We start from the raw sequence: 23,934 nt of genomic DNA on the forward strand, positions 1-23,934 counted from the left end.
CATATGTGGGAGCCATATAAAGCTGCAAGTTCTTGAAGGTTGAGGTCATCAAGTAACTGGACAGAGGTAAGCATCGAAGGTTGAGGTAGTCAAGTTTCAGGTAGGCTGGCCCCATGCCCGCGACATCTGGAACGAGCCGCTCCGCCGAGGCACCGGACGGCGGGCACCCCGGCGTCTCCCATGCCGTGCTGCTCGACACCCTCTGGGCGTCCATGGTCAGCCTCTATGCGGATCTCACCACCGCCGCCGCCGCGCACGGTCTCACCTACAGCCAGGCCAAGGCACTCAACGTGCTGCGCCAGGGTCCCGCCCCCATGCGGTCCCTCGCGGACACGCTCCGCTGCGACGCGTCGAACATCACCGGGATCGTCGACCGCCTGGAAGCACGCGGTCTCGTCCACCGCGAGGCCAGCCCCACCGACCGCCGCGTGAAGAACGTCGTCCTCTCCGACGAGGGCGCGGCCGTCGTGGCGCGCGTCCGCGACGGGATGCACGCCACCCACCAGGCGCTGGGCGCACTGAGCGACGACGAGCGGGCCACCCTCGACAGCCTGCTCTCGCGACTGTTCCGGGCCGACGGGGATCACTCCTGAGCGAACCGGGGACGCCGCCGTCCCCGGACACCCTTGTCGAGGGGGGTGTGGGCGTTGCCGAACACCGAGCCCGCGCCATGGATGTAAACGATCACCGGCAGTGCGCCGGAGGCCCCGCGGGGCGGACCACACCCACCCGGACCTCACCGGTCGGGCCGCCCGACACGGTGATCCACTCCTCGTCGACCTCGGGCGCCCCGATCTCGCCTGACTGCACCTCGTCGACGGCCTTGCGCGACGCCATGGGCCTGACCCCCGAGCGGGACGCCACGGCCAAGCACCTCCCGCGCCTGCTCACCGCCAGCGTCACGGAGCGCTGAGCGGCCTCCTGGGTCCCGAAAAATTCTGGCCTGATCTTTACCACCGGGCGCGTGTGCGTCTGTCGCACCCCTTCGCACCTCCCGGCCTTTTCCCACTCGTTGCACAGCGATGTGGTGATGGGGCTCCATGAGGGCGGTCAGCGCCACTCGGTGCTGAGCCTGAATGGCGAGATGTATCGGGAGGCGACCCGGCAGCGGATGGAGGACGACGTCTGGTCGCGCGGGCCTGGTGCGAGGCGGTGGAACGCGGCGCCGAGTTCGCCCCGGCCCTCGCCCTCAGCCGCGAACGGTTCAGCCGCACCCGCATGATCGCCGCGTACGCCGCACTCGTCGAGCGGGTCCGCGGCGGGTCGGGCCGGGTGTCCCTGTCCGTTCCCGAGCCCCTCCCCGAACCCCTCCCGGAACCGTTCTAGATCCGGCGGCCTCCGGCCGCCTCTCACCGGCCCCCACCCCGGCTCCTCACCCCCTCCACGAACGGCCCACCCGCTCCACCCCTCCCGGCGTGCCCACAGGAATCGGTGCTTGGATCGGCCGCTGAGGGGGGTGGAGCACGGCCGTTCACTGTGGAGAAGCCGGGCGCGCCGAGACTTGTCATATGCGATTGCTATATTGCGCAACCACGCAAGCAAGTGGGAATCCCCCGGAATCCCCCTTCGCCACAGCACCGACGGCCTGAGCGGCCCGACCGTTTCGTGGGAGTGCGAGATGACTGACCCAGGAGACGGCCCCGTCGGACGGGCCACGCGCCGGCGCGCGCCGGCGGTACCCAGGCAGCGCGCGGGAGAGGACTCCGCCGCTCCCCGGACGGACGGCCGGGCCGCCTCCCGCTCCGCGACACGTGCCGGGTCCGCGGCACACGGCCGGACGCGCCGCGGCACGTCACGGCGCCGCGCCCGGCCCGCCCGGCGCGGCAGACGGATCCTGCGGACGGCCGCGATATCCCTGTCGCTCCTCCTCATGGTCACCGCGGGCGCCGGATGGTGGTTCTACGAGCACCTCAACGGCAACCTCCACAGCGTCCCGCTCACCGACGGCACGACGAGCGACAGCGCGGGCAAGGAGAAGGCCGACTCCTTCGGCCGGACACCGATCAACATCCTGGTGATGGGCAGCGACGGCCGCACCAGCGCGAGCGACTGCAAACTCGGCGGCGGCTGCTCACAGACGGGCGTGCAGTCGGGAAGCGGCAACGCGGACGTGGAGATGGTGCTGCACATCTCCGCCGACCGGTCCAACGCCACCGTGATGAGCATCCCCCGCGACACCGTGACCAGCGTCCCCGCCTGCAAGAACAGTGCTACGGGTACGTCCACCGCCGGTTACTCCGGCATGGTCAACAGCGCTCTGCAGTACGGCCCGGCGTGCCAGGTGGCCACCGTGCACCAGCTCACCGGCATCCCCATCGACCACTTCGTCCGGCTCGACTTCTCCGGCGTGGTGAAGATGTCGGACGCGGTGGGCGGGGTGTCCGCGTGTGTCGACGCCAACGTCTACGACACGTACTCGCACCTGAAACTCTCCAAGGGCACCCACACCCTCAAGGGTGTCGCCGCGCTGGAGTTCGTCCGCTCACGACACGGCTTCGGCGACGGCAGCGACCTGGGGCGCACCTACGCCCAGCACATCTTCCTCAGCTCCATGATCCGCAAGTTCAAGAGCGCCGGCACCCTCACCAACCCCGCCGCCGTCTACAAGCTGGCCGACGCCGCCACCAAGGCCCTCACCGTGGACACCGGCCTGGGCAGCGTCAAGAGACTCGTCGGGCTCGCCACCGACCTGGACAAGGTCCCCGCCCAGCACATCACGTTCGCCACCATGCAGACGGCGCCCGACCCGAACAACAGCGACCGGGTCGTGGCCGCCCCGGCCGCCCGGAGCCTGTTCGCCACCATCGCGGACGACCAGTCCCTGACGGGCGCCTCCGGCAGGACGTCCGCCGCGGCCACCGCGACCGCCACGGCCTCCGCCGTACCCGCCGCACGGATCGCGGTGACGGTGGAGAACGGCACGGGCATCAGCGGCCGCGCCTCGGCCGTCGCCGGCGCCCTGATCGACCGGGGCTTCAGCTCCGGCACGACCACCGGCAACGCCCCCGGCGGTGCGGCCACGACCACGCTCACGTACGGCACCGGAGGGAAGGCGGAGGCCCAGACCGTCGCCCGCGCGCTGGGGCTCTCCTCGTCCCACCTCGAACAGGGCACCGGCAGTGGACTGACCCTGGTGATCGGTACGGACTGGACCAGCGGCACCGCCTTCCCCGGAGGCGCCGCCGGGGCTCCGGCCGACACCAAGGCCGCCACCGCCAACGCCCACTCCCAGACCGCCGCCGAGTCGAAGTCGTGCGCCAAGGTGAGCACGTACCGGACGGTCAGCCTCAACGGCGTCGCCATGACCCCGTCCCAGGCCTACGCGGCGGCCGTCGGCAGGAAGAACTCGGCGCCCTGACACCCGGCGCCGCCCGCGTGCCGGGGCCGCCCGCGCCCGTCTGGGATGCTGGCCCCGTGCCGACCACGCCGCGGTTGCCGGAGCCCGTCACCCCGTACGCGCCCAGGTCCCTGCCGAGACCGCTGCTCACCCAGCAGTGGCTCGACCTCGCCTTCGTCCACTGGGCGGTCGACCCCGGCACCGTCGCCGGTCTGCTGCCCGAGGGAACCGTCCCCGACGTGTTCGACGACGTCACCTACGTCGGCCTGGTCGCGTTCCGGATGCGTCGCGTCGGCTGGCTCCGCACCCCCGGGGTTCCGTACCTGGGGACGTTCCCGGAGACGAACGTGCGTCTGTACTCGGTGGACGCGCACGGGCGGCGCGGCGTGGTCTTCCGGTCGATGGACGCCGCCCGGCTGATCCCCGTACTGATGGGACGGGCCGCCTTCCGGCTCCCGTACCTGTGGTCCCGTATGAGCGTCCGTGCCGAGGACGACGTCATCACCTACACCAGCGCACGGCGCTGGCCGGGACCGCGCGGCGCGCACAGCCGGATCGTCCTGCGCAGGGGCGAACCGATCCGGGAACCCACCGGGCTGGAGCACTTCCTCACCGCCCGCTGGGGCATGCACAACGCCTTCTTCGGCAAGGTCGGATACCTGCCCAACGACCACCCGCGCTGGCCTCTGCACCGCGCCCGGCTGCTCACCTGCGAGGAAACCCTTCTGGAAGCCGCGGGCGTACCCGCGCCGCGGGGGGAACCGGTGAGCGTGCTGTACTCCCCCGGTGTCCCGGTCCGGCTCGGCCGCCCGGCCCGACCGGCGGACAGCCCCGCACCCTGAACGCGGGGCGGCGCCATCATGCCCGCACGGTGCCTCCCACCGTCCTGCCCGCACCGTCGGACCCTCGACAACTGTGGACCGGGCGCGAGCGGCGGAGCGGCGTCCCGGTCGCGGAACCGCCCCTCCGCCCCCTCTTCTCTCACCCTTCTCTCCGCCTTCTCTCCGCGTCAGCCGCCCGTCAGCAGCACCTCCAGCGCCACCGCCGTGTCCGGATGACGCGCCGCCAGCGCGGCGCCCGAGGGGCCGGGGTCCGCCGTCTGCCACGTCCCCTCGCAGCCCAGCAGCGTCGCCACCGCGTCGCACGTCGCGGGGTGCGTGGCGAGCAGGGTCCGGCCACGGCCGCCGGCCCCGGCTCGCCGCTCCGTACGGGCCGCCGCGGGCTCCGGCTGGACCTGCCACGGCGGTACCCACTCGTCCAGGGCGGCGAGCCGCCCGGGGAAGATCCGCCCGGCCTCGCGGATCAGCAGCGGGGCCAGTTCCGCGCCGCCCGCGCGCAGGGTGGTGATCAGGGTCGGCAGCCACGGCAGGAGCACCGCGTCGGGCAGCCGCCCGAACGCGTTCGACACCGCCTCCACAACGAAGTCGGTGAGGCCCGGGACGGGCTCCAGGGCATGCACGAAGCCGCTGAGATACCGCGGATAGGCGGGCACCACCAAGGGGTTGCCCAGCAGTTCGTCGCACTTCGCGCGCAGGTCCGCCCGCGAGAGGTGTCCGAGCTGCGTCCGGGCCGCCCACAGCAGCGCCGTCCGGGACGGATCCCGGGGGTGCGACTGGGCGACCGCCAGTTCCAGCTGGGTCCGGTCGCAGCCCAGCGAAAGCGCCAGGCCCTCCATGCTGAACAGGAAGCCCAGCATCGCCGCCACCTGCCGCACGGTGGCGTCCTCGTCGGTGAACGCCGTCGGCAGCAGCGTGCAGTAGTGCGCGTACCCGGCTTTGACGAACGACTCGATCCACGGCGGCAGCACGGGCTCGCCGGTGCGGTAGTACGCCAGCAGCCTCCGCACCCGGCGCAGCACCTCCGGAGCGCCGTCCACGGTGCGTTCGGCCGAGAGCACCTCCAGGGCGCGGGTGCCCAGCTCGTCGGGGAGGCGGCGGCCGCGCAGATACAGCGTCGCGTCCTCGACGGCCTCCAGGACGGTCGCCGTGGTGGCCTGCGGAGCGTAGGCCGTGCGGCGCAGACGCTGTTCGAGGACCTGCTCGATGCTGACGCCCTCGTAGCCGAGCTCGATGAGCGCCCGCTGATGGGTGCCCAGCGCCAGGTCCCACGACTCCTGGACCGACCGCTCCCCCAGTCTCCGCTCGCCCATGATCGGCCGAGCGGCGCCCTGCGGCAGCAGACGGCGCAGCATCCACAGCACGTCGGAGCACCGCTCCAGTTCGGGCCGGCCGGTCAGGTCCAGCAACGCCCGCTGCACACCGCGCTGCTGGAGCCTCAGGTTCAGGGGCGCGAGCCGGTCGTGCACGTCGCGGGCCAGGGGCGGCAGCGCGTCGTAGCCGACCTGGCCGACCCGGTCGCCGCCCATCATGATCGCCACGATGTGGCGTACGTCCCGGCGGCCGGGCACGGTGTCCTTCTCGATGCAGGTGACGGCCGCGTCCTGGAAGTCGTACGGCGTCGGCTTGGCCCGGTCACGCATCCCGGCCAGCAGGATCGACGTCTCGAAGACGGCGATGGCGTCGGCGGTGGAGGCGAGGTAGCCGTTGCGGCGCGCGGCGCGCACGACCTCCACCGACCAGCCGAGCAGCTCGGCCTCGTCCAGCCGGTCCAGGACGGCTGGTCGGCGCAGGAAGCCGGTCAGTCTGTCCGCGGGCGGGAGCGCCGGTACCGGCGCCGGTGCCGCCACGGTCTTCCTGGGCCGTGGTGTGCCGGCGCCGGACTGCCCGGCCAGCCGGTACGGCTGTACGCGGGTGCGTCCGACGTTCTTCGCCCAGAGCGTCGCGGCGATGGACACCGAGCCCGCGGCGAGGCCGAACTGGGCCTCGATCGCCGCGTGACTGGACGGGATCAGGCCGTGCTGCCATGTGGTGGCGGTGCGCGGGCCGATCTCGAAGGTGTCGGTGCCGTGGAGGCCGAACTCCTCGACCCGGCTGGCCGCGTGGAAGGCGCCGCAGACGTAGAGGCAGTCCGCGGGGTCGGTGCCCGTCGCGGCGAGGTGTTCGCGCATCCTCGTCCACATGTGGCGCTCGCGGTCCTCGTCCACGCGGACCCGGTGGGAGTCACCCGGGGCGAGCCGCCGGAAGAGGCTGCCGATCAGGAGCATGACCTGACGGTAGGTGTCGTGGTCGCCCTCGCCGAGCGGCAGTTCGACGTACTGGTGCCACCACTCGGACCAGTGCCGCACCCTGCCGTGGCGCAGCAGGTGTTCCTCCAGTTCGGCGAAGCGCGGGCGCAGGTCCCCCAGCTCCACGCCGACCGCGTCGCCGTGCAGCGCGGCCTCCTCCTCGGCCGCCGGTGCGTCCGGGTCGGCCGGCTCCGTGTCGTGCGTCCCGCGCTCGTCCCACTGGAAGACGTGGTCCGAGGAGCGGTCGACGAGGACCAGTTCGACGCCCGGGGTGTCCAGGGCGTAGGCGATCGCCTGGTACTCGGCGGAGGCCTCGGTGATCGGCGCGACCACCGACAGCGGGGACCATTCGGCCGGGAAGCCGTCGACCTCGGTCGCGAACGCCTGGACCGCCACGGGGAGCCGGCAGTTGCGCAGTTCGGTCAGCAGGGGCGCCATGTCCTCGCACAGCTCCAGGTACACGACCTTCGGCTGTTTCTCCCGCAGGCGGCGTGCCATCGCGATCGCCGAGGCCGGCGAGTGGTGGCAGACGGGGAAGATCTCCAGGGGTTCGCGCACCGCGCGGTCGACGTCGTCGACGAGGCCGAGGAGGATGCCCTCCAGGGCGTCGGGGCCGTCGGCGAACGTCGCGGCGGCCTCCCGTAGTTGTGTGCGCAGCGCCGCGAAGGTTCCCTCGGTCGTGCCGGTCACGACAGGGTGGCGATCGCTTCGCGGCCGCCCTCCAGGAACTCCGGCCAGGATCCGCCCTCTTCGCGGCTGCGCGGTTCGACGACGCCGTGCAGGTACTTGTTGAGGATGGCCAGGTCCTCGGGCTCGCGCCGGGCCAGTGACCCGACGAGCGAGGAGGCCAGCGTGTGGGCGGTCAGGGAGCGTTCGCCGAAGAAGTTGCCGTGCAGGATCGCGTCCTCGAGCACGCCGATCTGTTCGGCGGTGGACAGCGCGGACTCCAGTTTCTCGTCGTCGCTGCCGGCCGCGGCCGCCGAGGCGCGCAGGTCGGCGAAGCTCTGCAGCAGCACGTCGAGCAGCGTGGGCGGCACGTCCAGTTCGATCCGGTGGCGGCGCAGCAGTTCCTCGGTGCGGAAGCGCACGATCTCCGCCTCGCTCTTCTTGTTCGTGACCACCGGGATGCGGACGAAGTTGAAGCGGCGCTTGAGGGCCGAGGACAGGTCGTTGACGCCCCGGTCGCGGCTGTTGGCGGTGGCGATGACGGAGAAGCCCGGCTTGGCGAACACGATGCCGTCGCTGTCGAGTTCGGGAACCGAGATGTACTTCTCGGACAGGATGGAGATCAACGCGTCCTGGACGTCGCTGGTGGAGCGGGTGAGTTCCTCGAAACGGCCGATCGCGCCGGTCTCCATCGCGGTCATGATCGGTGAGGGGATCATCGACTCCCGTGACTGACCCTTGGCGATGACCATGGACACGTTCCAGGAGTACTTGATGTGGTCCTCGGTGGTGCCTGCCGTTCCCTGTACGACCAGTGTGGAACTGCGGCAGATCGCGGCGGACAGCAGCTCCGCCAGCCAGCTCTTCCCGGTGCCGGGGTCGCCGATGAGCAGCAGTCCGCGGTCGGAGGCCAGCGTGACGATCGAGCGCTCGACGAAGCTGCGGTCGCCGAACCACTTCGGGGAGATCTCCCGGTCCAGGCCGTCGGAGCGCTCGGAGCCCAGGACGAACAGGCGGACCATCTTCGGGGACAGCCGCCAGGAGAAGGGCTTGGGGCTGTCGTCGACGGACTCCAGCCAGTCGAGTTCCTCGGCGTACTTGATCTCGGCGGGGGCGCGCAACAGGTCGGACATGTGAGGGCCTTTCTCAAGGTCTGCTGAGCAGGTGACTAGGCGAGGAACGTCTTGAGTTCGTGGACCAGCTTGCGGATGTGTCCGGAGAGCACCGGCGTGCCGAGGTCCTTGAAGCGTTCCCGGAACCACGGGTTGACGCTGCCGCGCCCGGAGCTGGTCACGGACCCGACCGGGATGAACCTGGCGCCCGAGCGGTGCAGGGCGACCATGCTCTGGAACAGCTCCTCGGTCCGCCATTCGTAGAAGTCGGAGATCCACACCACGACGGTGTTGCGCGGCTCGGCGATCTTCGGCAGGGCCAGTGTCATGGCGGCCGTGCCGTCGGTGCCGCCCCCGAGGTTGGTGCGCAGCAGGGTCTCGAAGGGGTCGTGCACCCACGGCGTGAGGTCGAGCGCCTGGGTGTCGTACGCGATCAGGTGGACGTCGACCTTCGGCAGCCCCGCGAAGATCGACGCCAGGATGGTGCAGTTCACCATCGAGTCGACCATCGAACCCGACTGGTCCACGACGACGATCAGCCGCTGGGGTGTCGTCCTGCGGGCGGTGTGCCGGTAGTAGAGGCGGTCGACGTACAACCGCTCCTCCTCCGGGCTCCAGTTGGTGAGGTTCTTCCAGATCGTGCGGTCGAGGTCGAGGTTGCGGAACACCCGCTTGGGTGGGACGGAGCGGTCCAGGGCGCCGACCGAGGTCTTCTCGACCTGGGTGCGCAGTACTTGGGCGACGTCGTCGACGAAGCGGCGGATCAGGGCCTTGGCGTTGGCCAGGGCCACGCCCGAGAGGTTGTTCTTGTCCCGCAGCAGCTGCTCGATCAGCGACATGCTCGGGGTCAGTTGCGCGGCGAGCCGGGGGTCGGCCAGTACCTCCCGCAGACGCATCCGCTTGACGAGGTCGGCCTCGATGGCGCCCAGTTCGGGGCCGATCGCCGGGATCAGCCTGCCGAGGTCGGGCGTCGTACCGCGGCCGCCGGTGCCGGTCGGGCTGACCCCGGGTCCCGCGGCACCCGTCCCGGCACCGCCGGCCGCGCGTCCTCCGCGCAGGTCGCCCGGCCTGCAGCCGAGCGCTCGCTCCAGCCAGCCCGCGTCGGACTGCCAGCGCGCCAACTGCCCCGCCGTGACCGTGCCGGAACCGGCGGCGAAGACGTTCAGGAGCACCTTCGAGACCAGTGCGGCGCGGCGTACTTCGGCGGCCCGGTCGCGGGCGCCTTCGCCTTCCCCTTCGCCTTGGGGGTCGCCTTGGGGGTCGCCGTCCTCCGGACCGGACTCGGGCCCGGATCCGGACTCGGACTCGGGTGTCATCAGACCGTCGAACTCGGCGGCCAGCTCCGGGTGGCGCTGCACGATCGAGTCGACGGAGGCCTGCGGGTCCAGCAGCGCGGACGGGAGTCCGATGTCCTCGACGACGGCGAGGCTCGCCGATTCGAGCGCGGCCTGCTCCTCGTGGTCGAAGAGCCGGGCGAGGAGCCGCCAGTACAGAGCTTGACGGCGGTTGTCATGGGGGTCCACCACGGGCGGGGTGCCGCCCGTGATCCGCGGTTCGGCCGTCCGTCCGGCCGACTGATCCGTCCTGTGCCCGGCCGTGTGACCCGTCATGTGCCCGGTCGTCCGGTCAGCTGTGTCCTCGGTCATGTCCTCGGTCACTTCCGCAGCAGCCTTCCCGCGCGCTCCCGCAGGACGGCCACCGCGTCGGTGGCGGCCTTCTCGGCACGGACGCCGGCCTTGTCGGTGGTGCCTCCGGCCCATCCCCCGGCGTGGATCGCGACGGTCTTCTTGCGGACGGTCGTCTCGACCGCGAGCGGCTGGACACCGAACGTCCCGGCGTCCCAGCGCAGCAGTCCGACGCACGCCCCGGACGACTCGACGGCCTCGGGGGTGAGCGGCCCGGCGGCGGGGATGCGGTCGGTGTCGACGGTGAGGGGGTGTCCGGCGACGGTGAACGTCAGCGCGTCGCCGGCCTTCCGCACCGTATAGCCCTCCAGGAACACGGGCACGGCGATACGCGCCGGATGCCGGTCCAGGGGTGCGGTCGCCGCGTCGGCCGCGGTCGGCAGGACGACCCGGGCGGTGGCGAACGCGTCGGCGGGCTCGCCCGGACGTGCCCGCGCGTCGCTCCAGAGCAGGTCGCCCTCGGCGGTCACCGGCATCTCGGTGAGGTCCATCGCGCGGCCCTCGCCGACGGCCGCCAGCAGCGACATGTGCGGGCGGAGCAACTGCCACAGGCCCGCTCCGACGACCGTGTCCGGTTTCGGCACCGACACGGCGGCCCGCACCAGCCGGGGCGCGGTGCCGTCCGCGGGCTCGAACACGGCGTGCACCTGGGCCTGCACGGCGGTCGCGTGTTCCTGCACGTCGACGCCGAGGGGCAGCAGGCGGCCGGTGGCCGTGCCGGCCGGCGGCGCCTCCGCGGCGCCGGGCACCGCCAGCAGCATCGCGCGTGACCACAGGTCGCCCCAGCGGCGTACCGGGACACGGTCCAGGGACGCGCCCGGGCAGGACGCGGCGAGTTCGGCGGCGAAGCCGTCGAGGAGCGTCGCCTGCCGGCGCAGCGCCGGGTCCGGAAGCATCGCGGAGACGACGTGCGCCGCCCCGGACACCACCTCGTGGTCGATGCCCTGCCACCCGCAGCGCGCCAGGTCCGAGAGCCAGGAGCGGGCGGCGGCGAGCAGGTTCGCAGGCTGCCGGCCGGCGGCCGGCGGGGCTGTCTCCCGGCCGCGGTCGCGGCCCGTCGCCTCGTCGACTCGGTTCACGAGGGCGTCGTGGACGGAGCCGAGCAGGGCGGCGCGGGCGGCGGCCAGGGCGACGAAGTCGTCCTCGCTCGCGACCCCGGCCGCCGCCTTCCCGGCCGCCTCGGCCGCCCTGGCGGCCAGGGGCGTTCCCGCGACGGCGTCCGCGAGTTCCGTCAGGCCCGCGGCCTGGGCGGGCCGGGGCCGCAGCAGGCCGCCGACGAGCGCCCGGTCGAAGGCGTCGACGGCCGTCAGGACCTCGTCGAGCCCGTCGACGGTCTCGGCGAGCAGGTCGGCACGCATCACGCCACCGTCCTGGTCGGCGGGAACCACTGCATCTCCGGCAACGGAGCCGTGGTCGGGGCGAGTTCGAGATATGCCAGGTGGCGCAGGAACCGGCTGAAGACGGGCGCGGCGGCCTTGGTGTCCCCCTGCGCGGGGCGGGTGGCGCTCATGCCGTCGGTGATGGTCCGCGCGGTCGGTTCCCCGTCCGCGCTCTCGGCCCTCAGGTAACGGGCGACGCGCTCGGGCCCGTACTGCAGCGACGCCTCGTCGATCAGGGCCTTGATGTGGTTGCAGAACCCGCCGCGCGCCCCGCCGCAGGGCCGGTTGTTGTTGGTGCTGCAGGCGAACGTGTACGTGCCCGCCGCGACCGACGAGACATAGACCCGCTCGATGTCGGAGCCGCTGGACACCACACCCTGCAGGCGTCCGTCGGCCAGCTCGACGAACGGAACCTTGGCGAGCTTGCGCGGCCGCGCGGGTGCTGTCACCCGGGCCGTGCTCGACCTCTCCCAGTCCGACAACTCACCATCTCCTCTGTGCCAGGGGGACGTCCGCGCCACAGCGGCGGGGACATGGACGAACCTACTGGCGACCACTGACAACGCCGGTCACGACGGCGTCGCACGGCCGCGGCCCGCGGCGTGTCCGAACCCTTCAGCGACCGGGGCGGAGGGCGTCGAGCGCCTCGTCCAGCGTGGTAGCGGCCATGATGAGCGAGAGATGGGTGAAGGCCTGGGGGAAGTTGCCGAGCTGCTCCCCGCTGGGGCCGATCTCCTCGGCGAACAGGCCGACATGGTTCGCGTACGTCAGCATCTTCTCGAAGGCGTAGCGGGCCTGGGAGAGGCGTCCCGCGCGGGCGAGGGCGTCGACGTACAGGAACGTGCACAGGCTGAACGTCCCCTCGCAGCCGCGCAGTCCGTCCGGGGAGGCCTCGGGGTCGTAGCGGTAGACGAGGCTGTCGGAGACGAGGACGCGGTCCATGGCGTCGAGCGTGTTGAGCCAGGCGGGACTGCGCGGGGCCAGGAACCCGACGCGGGGGGCGAGCAGCAGTGAGGCGTCCAGGACGTCGCCGCCGTAGTGCTGGACCAGGGCCTGTTCCCTCTCGTTCCAGCCGCGCTCCATGACCTGTTCGAGGATCTCGTCCCGGGCCCGGGTCCAGCGGACGGTGTCGGCGGGCCTGCTGAACTCGGCCGCCAGCTTCAGGCCGCGGTCGAAGGCGGCCCAGCACATCACCCGGCTGTAGGTGAAGTCCTTGCGTCCGCCGCGGGTCTCCCAGATGCCCTCGTCGGGCCGGTCCCAGGAGTCGGCCAGCCAGTCCAGGGTGCGGGCCAGGCCCTTCCACCCGTGGTAGCCGGCCTGTTCGCCGACCGAGCGGCTCTCGGCCAGCGCGTAGAGGGCCTCGCCGTAGATGTCGAGCTGCAGTTGGCCGGAGGCCGCGTTGCCGGCCCGCACCGGGTAGGAGCCGCGGTAGCCCTCGAAGTGCCCCAGGATCTCCTCCGTCAGGCGGGGGTCGCCGTCGACCCGGTACATGATCTGGAGGGGTTCGCCGTCCGGTCCCTCCCAGGCGCCCAGCCGGTCGCCGAGCCAGCGGGTGAAGCGGGTGGCCTCCTCCACGAAGCCGAGGTCGAGCAGGGCCCGCACCGACAGGGAGCCGTCCCGTACCCAGGTGTACCGGTAGTCCCAGTTGCGCTCCCCGCCGACCTGTTCGGGCAGTCCCATGGTGGCGGCGGCGACCGGCGCGCCCGTGGGGGCGTACGTGAGGAGCTTGAGGGTGATCGCGGAGCGGTGCACCATCTCCGTCCAGCGGCCGCGGTAGCGCGAGGTGCGCACCCACTTCTGCCAGAAGTCGACGTTCTCCCAGAGCCCTTCGGTGATCCCCTCGTCGGTGGGGGGCGGTGGCGCCTCCCCGCCGGGGTCGCACGTGGTGAACACCACGGCCGCCGTCTCCCCGTCGCTGAGGGTGACGCTTCCCCGGACGTCGTGCCCGTCCCGTTCGAGCGGCATGGTGGCCTGCAGATGGGCGGTCACGCCCGGGGCGCGGAACGTCGCCCCTTCGGCGGTCAGGTCGAGTTCGTGCCGGAGCCGCGCGTAGTCGAACCGCGGCCGGCATGCGAGGACGAAGCGCACGGTGCCGCGCACCGCGCGGACGACGCGGACGATACTGTGCCGGTCGGCCGGCGTCGGGCCGGGCCGGACCGGCATGTGGTCGATGATCTCGCCGACCCCGTCGGGTGACATGAAGCGGGTCACCACGACGGCGCTGTCCGGGTAGTAGAGCTGTTTCCAGGTCCCCTCGGGGCTCTCGGGGGCCAGCAGGAAGTGACCGCCGTCGTCGTGGTCCAGCAGGGCCGCGAAGACGCTGGGAGAGTCGAAGCGCGGCGCCGCGAACCAGTCGATGACACCGTGGGAGGACACCAGCGCCGCGGTCTGGAGGTCCCCGATGAGGCCGTGGTCGGCGATGGGCGGGTAACGATCCATGCTGGTCTCCTTGTCAGGCCGCCTCGGCTGTCACCCGCCCTGTACGGACGGCGTCCACGAGTGCCTGGTGGTCCCGCTCGTTCTGGTCGGCGTACCGCTCGGCGAACGTCACCAGCGCGCGGTCGAAGACGTCGCCCGCGCCCAGATACGCGGCGATGGCGATCCGGTCGCCCGACCTCGCGTGCGCGCGGGCCAGCGTGGCGCCGCAGAGTTCACCGAAGGCGCGCATCCCGGCCGGCACCATCGAGCCGGGCTCGGCGATGCCCTTCCAGTCGCGCAACTGCCGTATGTAGAAGTCCCGTCGGCCGCCGTCGATCGCCTCGGCCCGTTCCCAGCCGAGGAAGATGTCACTGGTGGCCTGCATCAGCCGCTGGCCGGAGATCACGCGCTCGCCCTGGGTCCGGTGGCCGTCCGCGCCGACGAAGGGCGCGAGGACGGATCTGCCCGCCTCCTTGGCCTGGAGGAGCAGCGGGTCCCTGTCGTCGCGGCCGAGCAGGAGGACGATCCAGCAGCGGGTGCCCACGCTGCCGACCCCGACCACCTTGCGGGCCATGTCGACGACGCGGTAGTGCTCCATCAGGAACCGGCGGTCCGGCTGGAGGCTCCGGCCGTACCGTTCGATCATGCGGCGGATCTGTTTCTCCAGCGCGCCGCGTTCCACGTCCGCGAGCAGGTCCTCGAACGGGGTGATCAGCGGCGGCCCGGCGGCGATGCGCGTCTTCCCGTCGACGAGGTGGGTGAGTTTGCCGAAGGCCTGGAGGCTGTCGCGGGTGCGCGCCTTGTTCACCGACTGCGTCCAGCGGTCGCGGGCCCGTGCGCTCACGTCCTGGATGAAGTGCGTCCACACCCAGTTCTCGTCGAACTGGGCGTACCACACGGGGAGATTGCCCATCTCGGCGAAGTGCCGCATCCACTCGCGGTAGGACCGCACCGTCGAGCGTACGATGCCGGCCCGTTCCTTGGCGCTGAAGTTGTTGGCCCGGCCGGCGATGACGAAGCTGGCGGTGAGCCTCTTGACGTCCCATTCCCAGGGGCCGGGCAGCGTCTCGTCGAAGTCGTTGATGTCGAACATCAGGCGGCGCTCGGGCGAGGCCAGCAGCCGGAAGTTCAACAGGTGCGCGTCGCCGCAGAGTTGTGTCCTGATGCCGGTCCGGGGGGTGTCGGCGAGGTCCTCCGCCATGACGGCGGCCGCTCCCCGGTAGAAGCGGAACGGTGACTCGGTCATCCTGCCGTAGCGGATCGGTACGAGCTCGGGGATCCTGGTCGCCGACTGTGCCTCGATGACGTCCACCGGGTCGCGCCGCTTCGCCGTGGGCGCGAAATCCGCGTGGCTGGAGCGGGGCACGCGGGAGCGGGCTTCCTTGCCGAGTGCCGCTCGTTCCCGCGGTGTGCGGTGCCGGGTGCCGCTGTCGGCCGTGAAGGAGGAGTTCACCGCAGTCGCTCCGCGATGTGGTCGCCGACGCGCAGGGCGTTGGCGATGGCGGTCAGTGAGGGGTTGACCGCTCCGATGCTCGGGAAGAAGCTCGTGTCGACGACGTAGAGGTTGTCGAGGTCGTGGGCCTTGCAGTGCACGTCGAGGGCCGAGGCGCGGGGGTCGGTGCCGAAGCGGACGGTGCCCGCCTGGTGCGCGGTGGCGCCGATGGGCATGCCCTTGTGCAGGTAGATGCTGTGGGACAACAGGTGGTGCTCGTGCATGCCCAGGTGACCGAGCATGCCCTGGAGCTTGTGCCGCAGCCGCTGGAGCCCGGCGATGTTGTTCTTCTCGTCGAGGGCGAGGTGGATGCCGCCGTCCCGGTCCAGGTTGACGCGGTTGCCGGCGACGGGCAGGTCCTCTCCGCACAGCCAGAAGTCGACGGCGTGATGGGCGATCACCTCGAAGGGCATGTCGGGGGTGACGGCCCCGGCCCAGCGGGGTGCCTCGCCGTGGATCTGCGCGGAGTCGGACTTGCCGAGCATCTGGATGCCGCCGAGCGGGTGGTCCCAGTCGTCGGATCCCAGGTACCAGTCGTTCAGCGCCAGGGTCTTCTGGAACGTGGTGTCGTTCGGTTCCCTGGAAATGGCCATCAGGGCCAGGTTGTTGTGCCGCATATAGTGCCGGCCGACGACGTCGGAGCTGTTGGCCAGGCCCCGCGGATGCCGGTCATTGGCCGAACGCAGCAGCAGAACAGCCGAGTTGACCGCCCCGCAGGCGACGACCACGATGTCGGCGCGGAACTCCGCGGTGGAGCCGTCACCCACCGTCGCGACGACCTTGGTGACGCTCCGGCCGCCCGGGTCGGTCTCGAGGCGCCGCACGTCCGCGTGGGTGACCAGCTCGACGTTGGCGTGGGCGAGGGCGGGATCGACGCAGATGACCTGGGCGTCGGACTTCGCGCCGAGCAGGCAGGGAAAGCCGTCGACCCGGTCGCAGCGGATACAGGCGCTGCCGTGCGCGGCGCCGCCCCGTCCGTCCTGGGTGAGGTCGACCCCGATGGGGAGGTGGAAGGGGTGCAGTCCCTGCTTCTCCAGGTCGTCGCTGAGCCGCTGGATCCGCGGCTCGTGCTGGACGGGCGGGTACGCGTACTGGGCGCCTGCCGCGCCCTCCGTGGGGTCCTCGCCGTGCCGGCCGTGCACCCGGTAGAGGTGTTCGGCCTGGGTGTAGTACGGCTCCAGCTCGTCGTAGCGCAGTGGCCAGGCGGGCGAGATGCCGTCGTGGTGGCGGAGTTCACCGAAGTCCTCGGGGCGCAGCCGGAAGAGAGCGGCGCCGAAGAACTTGGTGTTGCCGCCCACGTAGTAGTTGACCTCGGGCGGGAACGGGTCCCCGTGTTTGTCGAACCAGAATTCCGGAGCCCGATATTTCCCTTTGACGAAGACCGCGGTGGAATCCCAGTTGTCGCGTTCCCGGGGAAGATAGCCGCCCCTTTCGAGAAGAAGGATTCTTTTCCCGGTGGGCGCCAATCGATGGGCGAGGGTGCCTCCGCCCGCGCCGGTTCCGACAACAATGACGTCGTAGTGCGTATCGGTCATGCCGGCCACCGTCCTCGGAACATGGTCCGGTCCTGCCGGGCGGCTCGAGAGGGGATGATTACCCGACGACTTCCTCGACGACTTCCTCGACGACCAAGGTATCCCTGGGTCATGGTCCCGGCGAGTTGGGCCAGTCGGGTGAGCCGAGGCGGCGGGACACGGCGGGTTCCCGTGCGATCACCGCCCCGGCGGTGATACCGACGGCCACCACGACGCAGAGCGAGATCAGCCACGACAGCAGGGTGAAGACGGCGCCCAGCGACCCGTACTTGTCCAGGCTGCGGTTGAGCGCCACGGGCACGTACAGCTTGGCGGTCACCGTCAGCGCGGTGACAGCGGCGCCCGTGAGCAGCGCGCCGGGCAGCAACGGGGCCCAGGGGACACGTGCGGCCAGCAGCAGGTGCTGGGTCCACCACCACACGCCCACCTCGGTGACCAGCAGCAGCGGCAGTCCGAGCCAGGTCCCCACGCCGAATCCGTCCCGCAGGGGGCCCTGCAGAATCAGCATGGCCAGCCAGGCGGCGATCCACACGGGCCATCTCCAGGCGGCGATCCTGGTGCCCGCGCCCGGCATCCGCCAGGCCCGCTGGCACAGCCGCTGCATGGCTCGGCTGCACGCGGTGGCGGAGATCAGCACCATCAGCCCGCTCACGACGCCGGTGCTCTGCCGCAGACTTCCGGGGTCGGCGTCGAAGACCTTTTTCACCTGCTGGTCGGCGACGCCGTTGATGCCGAGGACGTCCTCCAAGGAGACGAGGATCTGTTCGCGCACCGACTGCGGAGCGAACGCGGCGACCATGAAGAGCAGGGGGACGGCGGTCAGGAAGGCCTGGGCCGCCAACCGCGTCGCGGAGTCGAGCAGGTTGACCGCGATCAGGTGGGAGGTGACGCGGATGATCACCGGGAACCGCGTCTCGGCGGCACGTCTCAGCCGAGGCAACCGGGGCCCGGGACCCTCCGCCCGTCCACGCCGGCCGCTCACCCCGTCGCCCGTCGGCGGGCCGGACCCTCTGCCTTCGCGCATCCTGCTCCCCGGGTCGGGCCTGCTCCTCACGCCCGGAGGCGCCACCGCGCCACCAGGGTGCGGTCCGCCGCGCCCGGCGGCCCCACGGCACGAGCACCGTTGCGCCGTACGGGTGAGGCGCGCGCGGTCACCCCGTCACAGGATGGCGAGCGGATTGACGGGGGAACCGGTCGCCTCGGGCAGCCGGAGGGGGGCGATCACGCAGAGGAACGTCCAGCGGCCCTCGCGCGCGCAGATCGGCGCGAGGTCCTCGAACCGCAGATAGTCGAGGAGATGCAGCCCCATCGCGTGGACGGCGAGCACATGTACCGGGAACGCGACCCCCTGGACCGCGCTGGGGGCGGTGTCGTTGTTGCCGTCGCTGCCGAGGACGGCCACCTGCCGCGAGGCCAGGAACTCCAGGGCGGTCGGGTGCAGTCCGGCACGGGCGCGGGCCACGTCCCACGGGCCCAGTTCCTCACGGCGCCTGCGGTGGCCGACCCGTACGAGGACGATGTCGCCCCGGCGCACCCGTATCCCCTGCCGTGCCTCGGCGGCGATGAGGTCGTCGCAGGTCACGTTCGCTCCGGGTTCGAGCCAGGAGAGGCCGTACAGCCGGGGGATGTCCAGCAGGACACCGCGTCCGACGATGCCGTCGCGGGCCAGCTCGACGGACAGGGCGCTCGATCCGTCCGGCGACAGCGCGTCCGTCGCGGGTATGCCGCCGTGCAGGGTGCCGTCGTAGATGACGTGGCACAGCGCGTCGAGGTGGCTGTCCACGTCGCCGTGGACGTTCATGGCGAAGCGGTCGCGCGCGAAGTCCAGTCCGCTCGGCGCCGGTTTGCCGTCGGGTGGAGCGGTGAGCCGGTGTTCGGCCGGATCGGCGTCGTCGGGTTCGGTACGGGTCTCCACGGGGGCGGCGAGCGAGACGGCACGCCCCGACCGCACCTCGGCGACCGCCGCCAGTACCTGCTCCTCGGTGATCGTGTCCAGGGCGCCCCGGGGTGTGGAGGCACCGGGGGCCACGGCGCGCAGGTGTCGGTGGAGCGACCGGAATTCGGCCTCGCTGAGCTCGTCGGACGTCCGCATGTCCCCACCATCCGACAGCTGCCGGAGTCCGGCACGCCGAGTTGCCGGGCCCTGTGGCCACCGCGTCAAGGGAGGTGGGGGCCGGCGGACGGGGTGGAGACGGGACCGGTGTCGAGGAACTCGCGGATCGCGAAGGCGGCCAGCACGATCACCAGTGTCCACACCACGACCGCCGTGGTCGGGTAGTTCCAGGTGAACAGGACGATCGCGGCGACGAGCAGGATCGCGACGCCGATCCACCGCTTGAAGCGGTGCGCGAATGCGCCGACCGCGCGCAGCGGGAGCCCCGCCGACACGGCCGCGTCGCGCACGGCCCCGATCCCTCTGCCGCAGCCCGTACGGACGAGGACGGCGGTTCGGGACGGCCCCACGAGGAAGGCACCGGCGGCCGTCACCAGAGCGAGCGCGCCGACCGCCCGTACACCGGACCGCAGGAACCTCACCAGCGCGTCGAACACCGCAGCGGCGGCGGCGCGCGAGGCGCCCACGGGCAGACGGTCGAGGTAGACCGCCCTCATGCCGGTGAGCGCCACGCCGAGCACCACCATGGCGACGAACACCCCGGCGCCTGCTCCGATCAGGGCCCGGCGGCGGTCGGCGGCCAGGTACACCCCCAGTGCGGCGATCAGCACGGCGACAACCGGCAGCCAGTCGCCCATGATCTCCAGCACTCTCAGATAGGTCCTGATCCTGCCGATGTCCTTCGACGCGAACACGACGAAGTCCGTGTGCACGGCCGGGATCAGGGCCGCCGGCTGCAGACCGGCGCTGACGAGCCGGTCCTTCACCTGCTGCACGAGGGGTGCCACGTCGATGGCGACCTGGTCGTTCTCGACGGACACCGCGCCGCCCGACTCGCCTGTCAGGGCCTTGTCCAGGGCCGCGTGGGCCCTGCGGTTCGCGTCCACCCACACGGTCTCGAACGCCTTTCCGGCGACCACCCGTTCCACGTTGTCGCCGACCAGGCTCTTCAAGCCGCTCGTGATCGGCCCGGTGAGGCCGCCGAGCAGCTTGGCCGCCCCGGTGGGGGCACCCTTCTCCGAAGCCGCCCGCTCCAGGTCCTTGACCAGCTTCTCCACGTCGATCTGGGCCAGGACCGCCGTCGTGACCCGGTCGGTGACCGCCTTCCGCACGTCCGGATTGCGTGCCAGCGGGCCGACGGTGGCGACGTAGCGGTCGGTGTCCCGCACGATGCTGTCCGCCCAGACCGCGACGACGGACAGCAGCGACAGCAGCGAGGCGAGGAGGATCAGCAGGACCGAACCCGTCGACCGCGCCCAGTGGTGCCGCGCGGCCCCCGCCGGTCCGGCGCTCTCGAGGACGCTGACCCGGTGCCGCAGCCGGTCCAGTTCGGTGCGCTCCCCCGCCGAGAGCCGTGGTGCGTCGCCTCCCGCGGCCGCGGGACGCCGGTCCGGATCGGGCGGAGGTGTGCTGCTGGTCATGGGTCCACGAGAGCCCCGCGGCCCCGATCCGGCGACCCGGACGGGTCCGGCGGGTGAATGGCGCACCGAGGTGCGACCGGTTCCGTCCGATGTTGCAATGGCAGGCGGGAACAGCGGGAATTCCGGGAACTCCATGACCGTGCAGGGACCATCCAGGAGTGAAGCCGTGAGCGAATCGATGCGCGATGAATTCATCGAAATGGGGCCGATCGACTACGTGGTCGTCGAGTTCCCCGGCAGCCGCATGACCGGCGAGGGATTTCCGCTGCTCGTCGATCTGGTGGACCGCGGCCTCATCCGGATCCTCGATCTGATGTTCGTCAGAAAGGAGGACGACGGATCGGTGACCGGCTTGGAGATCGCCGATCTCACCGGTGACGGGGCTCTGGACCTCGCCGTCTTCGAAGGCGTGTCCTCCGGGCTGCTGGACGAGGACGACATCGAGGAGGCGGGCCACGCCCTGGAACCGGGCAACTCCGCCGGAATCCTGGTCTACGAGAACCTGTGGGCCGCGCCCTTCGCCACCGCCCTGCGCCGCGGCGGCGCGCAACTGGTGGCCTCCGGACGGATCCCGATGCCGGACGTCCTGGCCGCACTGGACGCGACCGACAGCGCACGGCCGGCGAGGGCCTAGCGGTCGCGGTCCGTGGCCCGCGGTCCGTGGCCCGTCCTCCACGGTGCCGGGTTCGGCCTGGGCCGAAGTGACATCGCCTTGGCCTTGAAACGGGCCGTCTCCTCACCAGGCCGGACTGCCCCGCGGCCGATCGGGCTGCCCCTTCGGCCGGCCGTGCCGATCCGCCGGCCGCCCGGCCCGACCCCTCCGGCCGCGCCGACCGTGCCGACGCGTCAGTCGGCCGTTCGGTCCGCGTAGTGCCCGACGGCGGCCGACACCAGGGCGACGTTCGCCGGAAGGGCCGCGGTGGCGTCGACGGTCAGGCCGGGCTCGTCCGGTTCCAGCGGCTCCAGCGTCTCGAACTGGGAGTCGACCAGCCGGGCGGGCATGAAGTGACCGGTGCGCCGCGCCACACGGTCCCGTGCGATGTCCCGGTCCAGAGCGAGGTAGAGACACCAGAGCCCGGGGCCGGCGGCCGCCCGGAGTTCGTCGCGGTACGCGCGCCTGAGCGCCGAACAGGCGAGGACCAGCCCCTCCCCGGCCTCGGCCGACCGGCGGACGCGCGCGGCGAGGCTCCGCAGCCAGGGCTCGCGGTCGGCGTCGTCCAGCGGGTGGCCGGCGGCCATCCTGGCGATGTTCGCGGCGGAATGGGCGTCGTCGCCCTCGACGAACGGCACGCGCAACTCCTGCGCGATCGCCTTGCCGACGGTGGACTTCCCGGAACCCGACACCCCCAGCACCACGACGATCGGCGGCCGCCTCCTGGCTCCGGGCCCGGTCACAGCCCCCGTCGCTCCCTCAGCCGGCTGTTCACATGGCCCCCGATGACTGGTGACTGCTGCTCCTGCTGACCGCTGACCGCCGACCGCTGTGACCGCTGTCGGCGGCCGCAGCGCGGCGCGGGTCAGCCGCCCGTGGCGAACCCGGGGAACAGGGTCATTCCGCCGTCCACGTAGATCGTGGAACCCACGACGTAGTCGAAGAGGTCGGAGGCCACCACGGCCACCACGTTCGCGATGTCCTCCGGGTCGCCGACGCGGCCGTAGGGGATGAGCCGGAGCAGATCCGCCTCGGCCCCGGGGGTGTCCCAGGCGCTGCGGTTGATGGGGGTGCGGATCGCTCCCGGGGCGACGGCGTTCACCCGGATCCCGTACGGGGCGAGCTCCTGCGCGAGGGTCGCCATGAGCATCTGCACCCCGCCCTTGGAGGACGCGTAGTTCACGTGGCCCGACCAGGGGATGATCTGGTGGACCGAGCTCATACAGACGATCTTCCCGGCGGAGCGGGACACCTCCGGGACGACGCCCCGGCGCTTGAACTCCTTGGCCGCCTCGCGGGCACAGAGGAACTGTCCGGTCAGATTGACGTCCAGCACCTTCTGCCACTGCTCCATGGTCATGTCGGTGAGGGCGGCGTCGCGCTGGAGTCCCGCGTTCGCGACCATGACGTCGACGGTCCCGAACTCCCCGACCATGCGCGACACCATGTCGACGACCTGGTCCTCCTGCGACACGTCCGCCTCGTGCGCGTAGGCGCGGACGCCGAAGGACTCGATCTCGCGCACCACCTCTTCCGCGGCGTCCCGCCCTGCCACATAGTTCACCACCACATCGGCGCCCACCCGCCCCAGGCCGATCGCCGTGGCCTTCCCGATACCCGAATTGGCGCCCGTCACCAGCGCCTTCTGCCCCTTGAGGAGCTGGTGGGCCAAGGGCGGGCGACCGTCACTGCCACTGTTCTCCACGCGTCTCTCCTTGTGGGTGCCGTCAGTCGGCCGGAGTGCCCGGTCCGAGCCGGACGGCCCGACGCCCGTCCCGCGGGTCGTCGGGCCGTCCAGGACGGGGGCGGTCGGTTACGGGGTACGGACGTCCCGGACGTCCCGGGCGTCCCGCGCTCCGATGCACAGTGCCCAGATGACGAAGGCGTCCACGGCGATCAGCACGATGGCCCAGACCGGGTAGTACGGCAGCCACAGGAAGTTGGCGACCATCGACAGGCCTGCCAGCACGATTCCGGTGATACGCGCCCACATCGCCCCGCGGAACAGGGCGACACCGGCGAGGACGACCAGGACACCTAGGACGAGGTGGATCCAGCCCCAGCCCGTCATGTCGAAGGTGTAGGCGTAGTTGCGGGTGACGACGAAGACGTCGGTCTTGACGATGGCGGCGATCCCCTGGAATATCGCCATCGCTCCGCCGAAGATCATCATGATTGCGGCGAAGGCGGTCCAGCTGGACACCCAGATTCCTTCACCGTGGCTTTCGCTACGGCTTCCGGTGTCGTGCTGCTGGTGCATTCCGGTCGTGGCCATTTCGAGCTCCTCCCGCATAGGCCTCGCCACCGACCTGTCACCGGCCGGTGGCCAGATATCAGCTTGCCACGAGAAACACCGACCGGCAGAACGTCGCCATTCACGCCCTGTGCACAGGAGCGGTCCATGGAAAGAACCGCGGTACGGAAGTGCGCGGGAATTCACGCGGTGGTCCAATGAACATGTCTTTTGGACGCGTCTCACGGACGCGTCCCGCGCCGGGATGCGCGCGCCGACAGGCGGAGCTGTTCCTTCCCCACGGCTCCGGTGAGAAAGGAAACCGCCATGCCAGGTCTCCTCCGCGGAGTCGCCCGCACAGCCGTGGTGGCGGGCACGGCCACGGCCGTGTCGAACCGCGTCTCGCGCCGCCAGCAGGGTCGCTGGGCCCAGCAGGCCCCTCCGGAGCCCGCCGCCCCGTCCCTCGTCGCCACTCCCCCGCTCCCCCCGTCGGCCCCCCTGACCGACGACGTGAACGACAAGATCGACCAGCTGAAGCGGCTCGGCGAACTCAAGGCCCAAGGCGTGCTCACCGAGGCCGAGTTCGCGGACCAGAAGCGCAGGATCCTGAGCGACTGACGAACGCCGGCGCACCGCGTCGTCGTCGACGTCTTCGACGACGACAGGACTGCCGTCCCCCTGGAGAGCGGTGACCTCCTCGACGATGACGAACGGGTCGTCGTCAACATCCATGAACTGGGCTGGAAGTTTGAAGAGGGCGCCCGCGC

The 23,934-nt window shown here is 71.5% G+C and carries 20 protein-coding genes and 1 pseudogene; 6 read left to right on the top strand and 15 right to left on the bottom strand.

Annotation, left to right across the window (positions count from 1 at the left end):
• The first annotated feature begins 113 nt into the window (after positions 1-113).
• Positions 114-593 carry a MarR family transcriptional regulator gene (locus ABZV34_RS26290; RefSeq protein WP_356281354.1) on the top strand — a complete coding sequence of 160 codons (480 nt, stop codon included), beginning with the start codon at positions 114-116 and terminating at the stop codon, positions 591-593.
• Positions 594-616: 23 nt separating this feature from the next.
• On the opposite strand, the pseudogene ABZV34_RS26295 reads toward ABZV34_RS26290, so the two are convergent.
• Positions 617-828, bottom strand: a pseudogene (locus ABZV34_RS26295) (esterase); the annotation flags it as partial.
• A 324-nt stretch (positions 829-1,152) separates the two neighbouring features.
• Between ABZV34_RS26295 and ABZV34_RS26300 the strand changes: the two are divergent.
• The 3 genes from ABZV34_RS26300 to ABZV34_RS26310 all read left to right on the top strand — a co-directional run bounded on the left by ABZV34_RS26300 (position 1,153) and on the right by ABZV34_RS26310 (position 4,179).
• Positions 1,153-1,326, top strand: coding sequence for a hypothetical protein (locus ABZV34_RS26300; protein ID WP_356281357.1), 174 nt, complete (start codon positions 1,153-1,155; stop codon positions 1,324-1,326).
• Between the two features lie 292 nt (positions 1,327-1,618).
• Entirely contained in the window at positions 1,619-3,358 is a 1,740-nt protein-coding gene (locus tag ABZV34_RS26305; RefSeq protein WP_356281360.1) for an LCP family protein, read from the top strand.
• Positions 3,359-3,414: 56 nt separating this feature from the next.
• Positions 3,415-4,179 (top strand): DUF2071 domain-containing protein, encoded by a 765-nt coding sequence (locus ABZV34_RS26310; protein WP_356281363.1) that lies wholly within the window; start codon positions 3,415-3,417, stop codon positions 4,177-4,179.
• Between the two features lie 167 nt (positions 4,180-4,346).
• Here the strand turns inward: ABZV34_RS26310 and ABZV34_RS26315 are convergent, their stop codons facing one another.
• From ABZV34_RS26315 to ABZV34_RS26365, 11 genes are all read right to left on the bottom strand, one after another.
• Positions 4,347-7,151 carry a hypothetical protein gene (locus tag ABZV34_RS26315; protein ID WP_356281366.1) on the bottom strand — a complete coding sequence of 935 codons (2,805 nt, stop codon included), beginning with the start codon at positions 7,149-7,151 and terminating at the stop codon, positions 4,347-4,349.
• On the bottom strand, positions 7,148-8,260 hold the full coding sequence (locus ABZV34_RS26320) for an AAA family ATPase (RefSeq protein ID WP_356281369.1): 1,113 nt from the start codon (positions 8,258-8,260) through the stop codon (positions 7,148-7,150). The genes ABZV34_RS26315 and ABZV34_RS26320 overlap by 4 nt, the downstream gene beginning before the upstream one ends.
• Positions 8,261-8,295: 35 nt before the next feature.
• Positions 8,296-9,885 carry a VWA domain-containing protein gene (locus tag ABZV34_RS26325; RefSeq protein ID WP_356281372.1) on the bottom strand — a complete coding sequence of 530 codons (1,590 nt, stop codon included), beginning with the start codon at positions 9,883-9,885 and terminating at the stop codon, positions 8,296-8,298.
• An 8-nt stretch (positions 9,886-9,893) separates the two neighbouring features.
• Entirely contained in the window at positions 9,894-11,312 is a 1,419-nt protein-coding gene (locus ABZV34_RS26330; RefSeq protein ID WP_356281375.1) for a hypothetical protein, read from the bottom strand.
• Positions 11,282-11,752 carry a hypothetical protein gene (locus ABZV34_RS26335; protein WP_356281378.1) on the bottom strand — a complete coding sequence of 157 codons (471 nt, stop codon included), beginning with the start codon at positions 11,750-11,752 and terminating at the stop codon, positions 11,282-11,284. The genes ABZV34_RS26330 and ABZV34_RS26335 overlap by 31 nt, the downstream gene beginning before the upstream one ends.
• Positions 11,753-11,918: 166 nt before the next feature.
• The gene (locus tag ABZV34_RS26340; RefSeq protein ID WP_356281381.1) at positions 11,919-13,742 is read right to left on the bottom strand and encodes a glycoside hydrolase family 15 protein; all 1,824 of its coding nucleotides are present in this window, start codon (positions 13,740-13,742) and stop codon (positions 11,919-11,921) included.
• A 13-nt stretch (positions 13,743-13,755) separates the two neighbouring features.
• Positions 13,756-15,174 carry a DUF2252 domain-containing protein gene (locus ABZV34_RS26345; protein ID WP_356281384.1) on the bottom strand — a complete coding sequence of 473 codons (1,419 nt, stop codon included), beginning with the start codon at positions 15,172-15,174 and terminating at the stop codon, positions 13,756-13,758.
• Complete coding sequence (locus tag ABZV34_RS26350) at positions 15,171-16,748, bottom strand: GMC family oxidoreductase (protein ID WP_356281387.1); 1,578 nt, start codon at positions 16,746-16,748, stop codon at positions 15,171-15,173. The genes ABZV34_RS26345 and ABZV34_RS26350 overlap by 4 nt, the downstream gene beginning before the upstream one ends.
• Positions 16,749-16,857: 109 nt before the next feature.
• The gene (locus ABZV34_RS26355; RefSeq protein WP_356281390.1) at positions 16,858-17,649 is read right to left on the bottom strand and encodes a YhjD/YihY/BrkB family envelope integrity protein; all 792 of its coding nucleotides are present in this window, start codon (positions 17,647-17,649) and stop codon (positions 16,858-16,860) included.
• Positions 17,650-17,907: 258 nt separating this feature from the next.
• Complete coding sequence (locus ABZV34_RS26360) at positions 17,908-18,840, bottom strand: cyclase family protein (RefSeq protein WP_356281393.1); 933 nt, start codon at positions 18,838-18,840, stop codon at positions 17,908-17,910.
• A gap of 65 nt (positions 18,841-18,905) precedes the next feature.
• Entirely contained in the window at positions 18,906-20,282 is a 1,377-nt protein-coding gene (locus tag ABZV34_RS26365) for a hypothetical protein (protein WP_356281396.1), read from the bottom strand.
• 178 nt (positions 20,283-20,460) lie between these two features.
• On the opposite strand from ABZV34_RS26365, the gene ABZV34_RS26370 reads away from it, so the two are divergent.
• Positions 20,461-20,916: a DUF6325 family protein gene (locus ABZV34_RS26370; protein ID WP_356281438.1), complete on the top strand. Its 456-nt coding sequence runs from the start codon at positions 20,461-20,463 to the stop codon at positions 20,914-20,916.
• A 212-nt stretch (positions 20,917-21,128) separates the two neighbouring features.
• Here ABZV34_RS26370 and ABZV34_RS26375 read toward each other — a convergent pair whose 3' ends face one another.
• The 3 genes from ABZV34_RS26375 to ABZV34_RS26385 form a co-directional block, all read right to left on the bottom strand.
• A complete protein-coding gene (locus ABZV34_RS26375) occupies positions 21,129-21,677 on the bottom strand; it encodes a gluconokinase (RefSeq protein ID WP_356281399.1) in 549 nt (182 codons plus the stop codon).
• A gap of 122 nt (positions 21,678-21,799) precedes the next feature.
• On the bottom strand, positions 21,800-22,639 hold the full coding sequence (locus tag ABZV34_RS26380) for an SDR family oxidoreductase (protein ID WP_356281402.1): 840 nt from the start codon (positions 22,637-22,639) through the stop codon (positions 21,800-21,802).
• A 108-nt stretch (positions 22,640-22,747) separates the two neighbouring features.
• Positions 22,748-23,194 (bottom strand): hypothetical protein, encoded by a 447-nt coding sequence (locus tag ABZV34_RS26385; RefSeq protein ID WP_356281441.1) that lies wholly within the window; start codon positions 23,192-23,194, stop codon positions 22,748-22,750.
• Positions 23,195-23,494: 300 nt separating this feature from the next.
• Here ABZV34_RS26385 and ABZV34_RS26390 point away from each other — a divergent pair, with 300 nt between their 5' ends.
• On the top strand, positions 23,495-23,785 hold the full coding sequence (locus ABZV34_RS26390; protein WP_356281405.1) for an SHOCT domain-containing protein: 291 nt from the start codon (positions 23,495-23,497) through the stop codon (positions 23,783-23,785).
• Positions 23,786-23,934: the final 149 nt, after the last annotated feature.

Origin of the sequence: Streptomyces sp. NPDC005195 (assembly GCF_040608315.1) — a bacterium.
Classification (GTDB): Bacteria; Actinomycetota; Actinomycetes; order Streptomycetales; family Streptomycetaceae; genus Streptomyces; species Streptomyces kaempferi.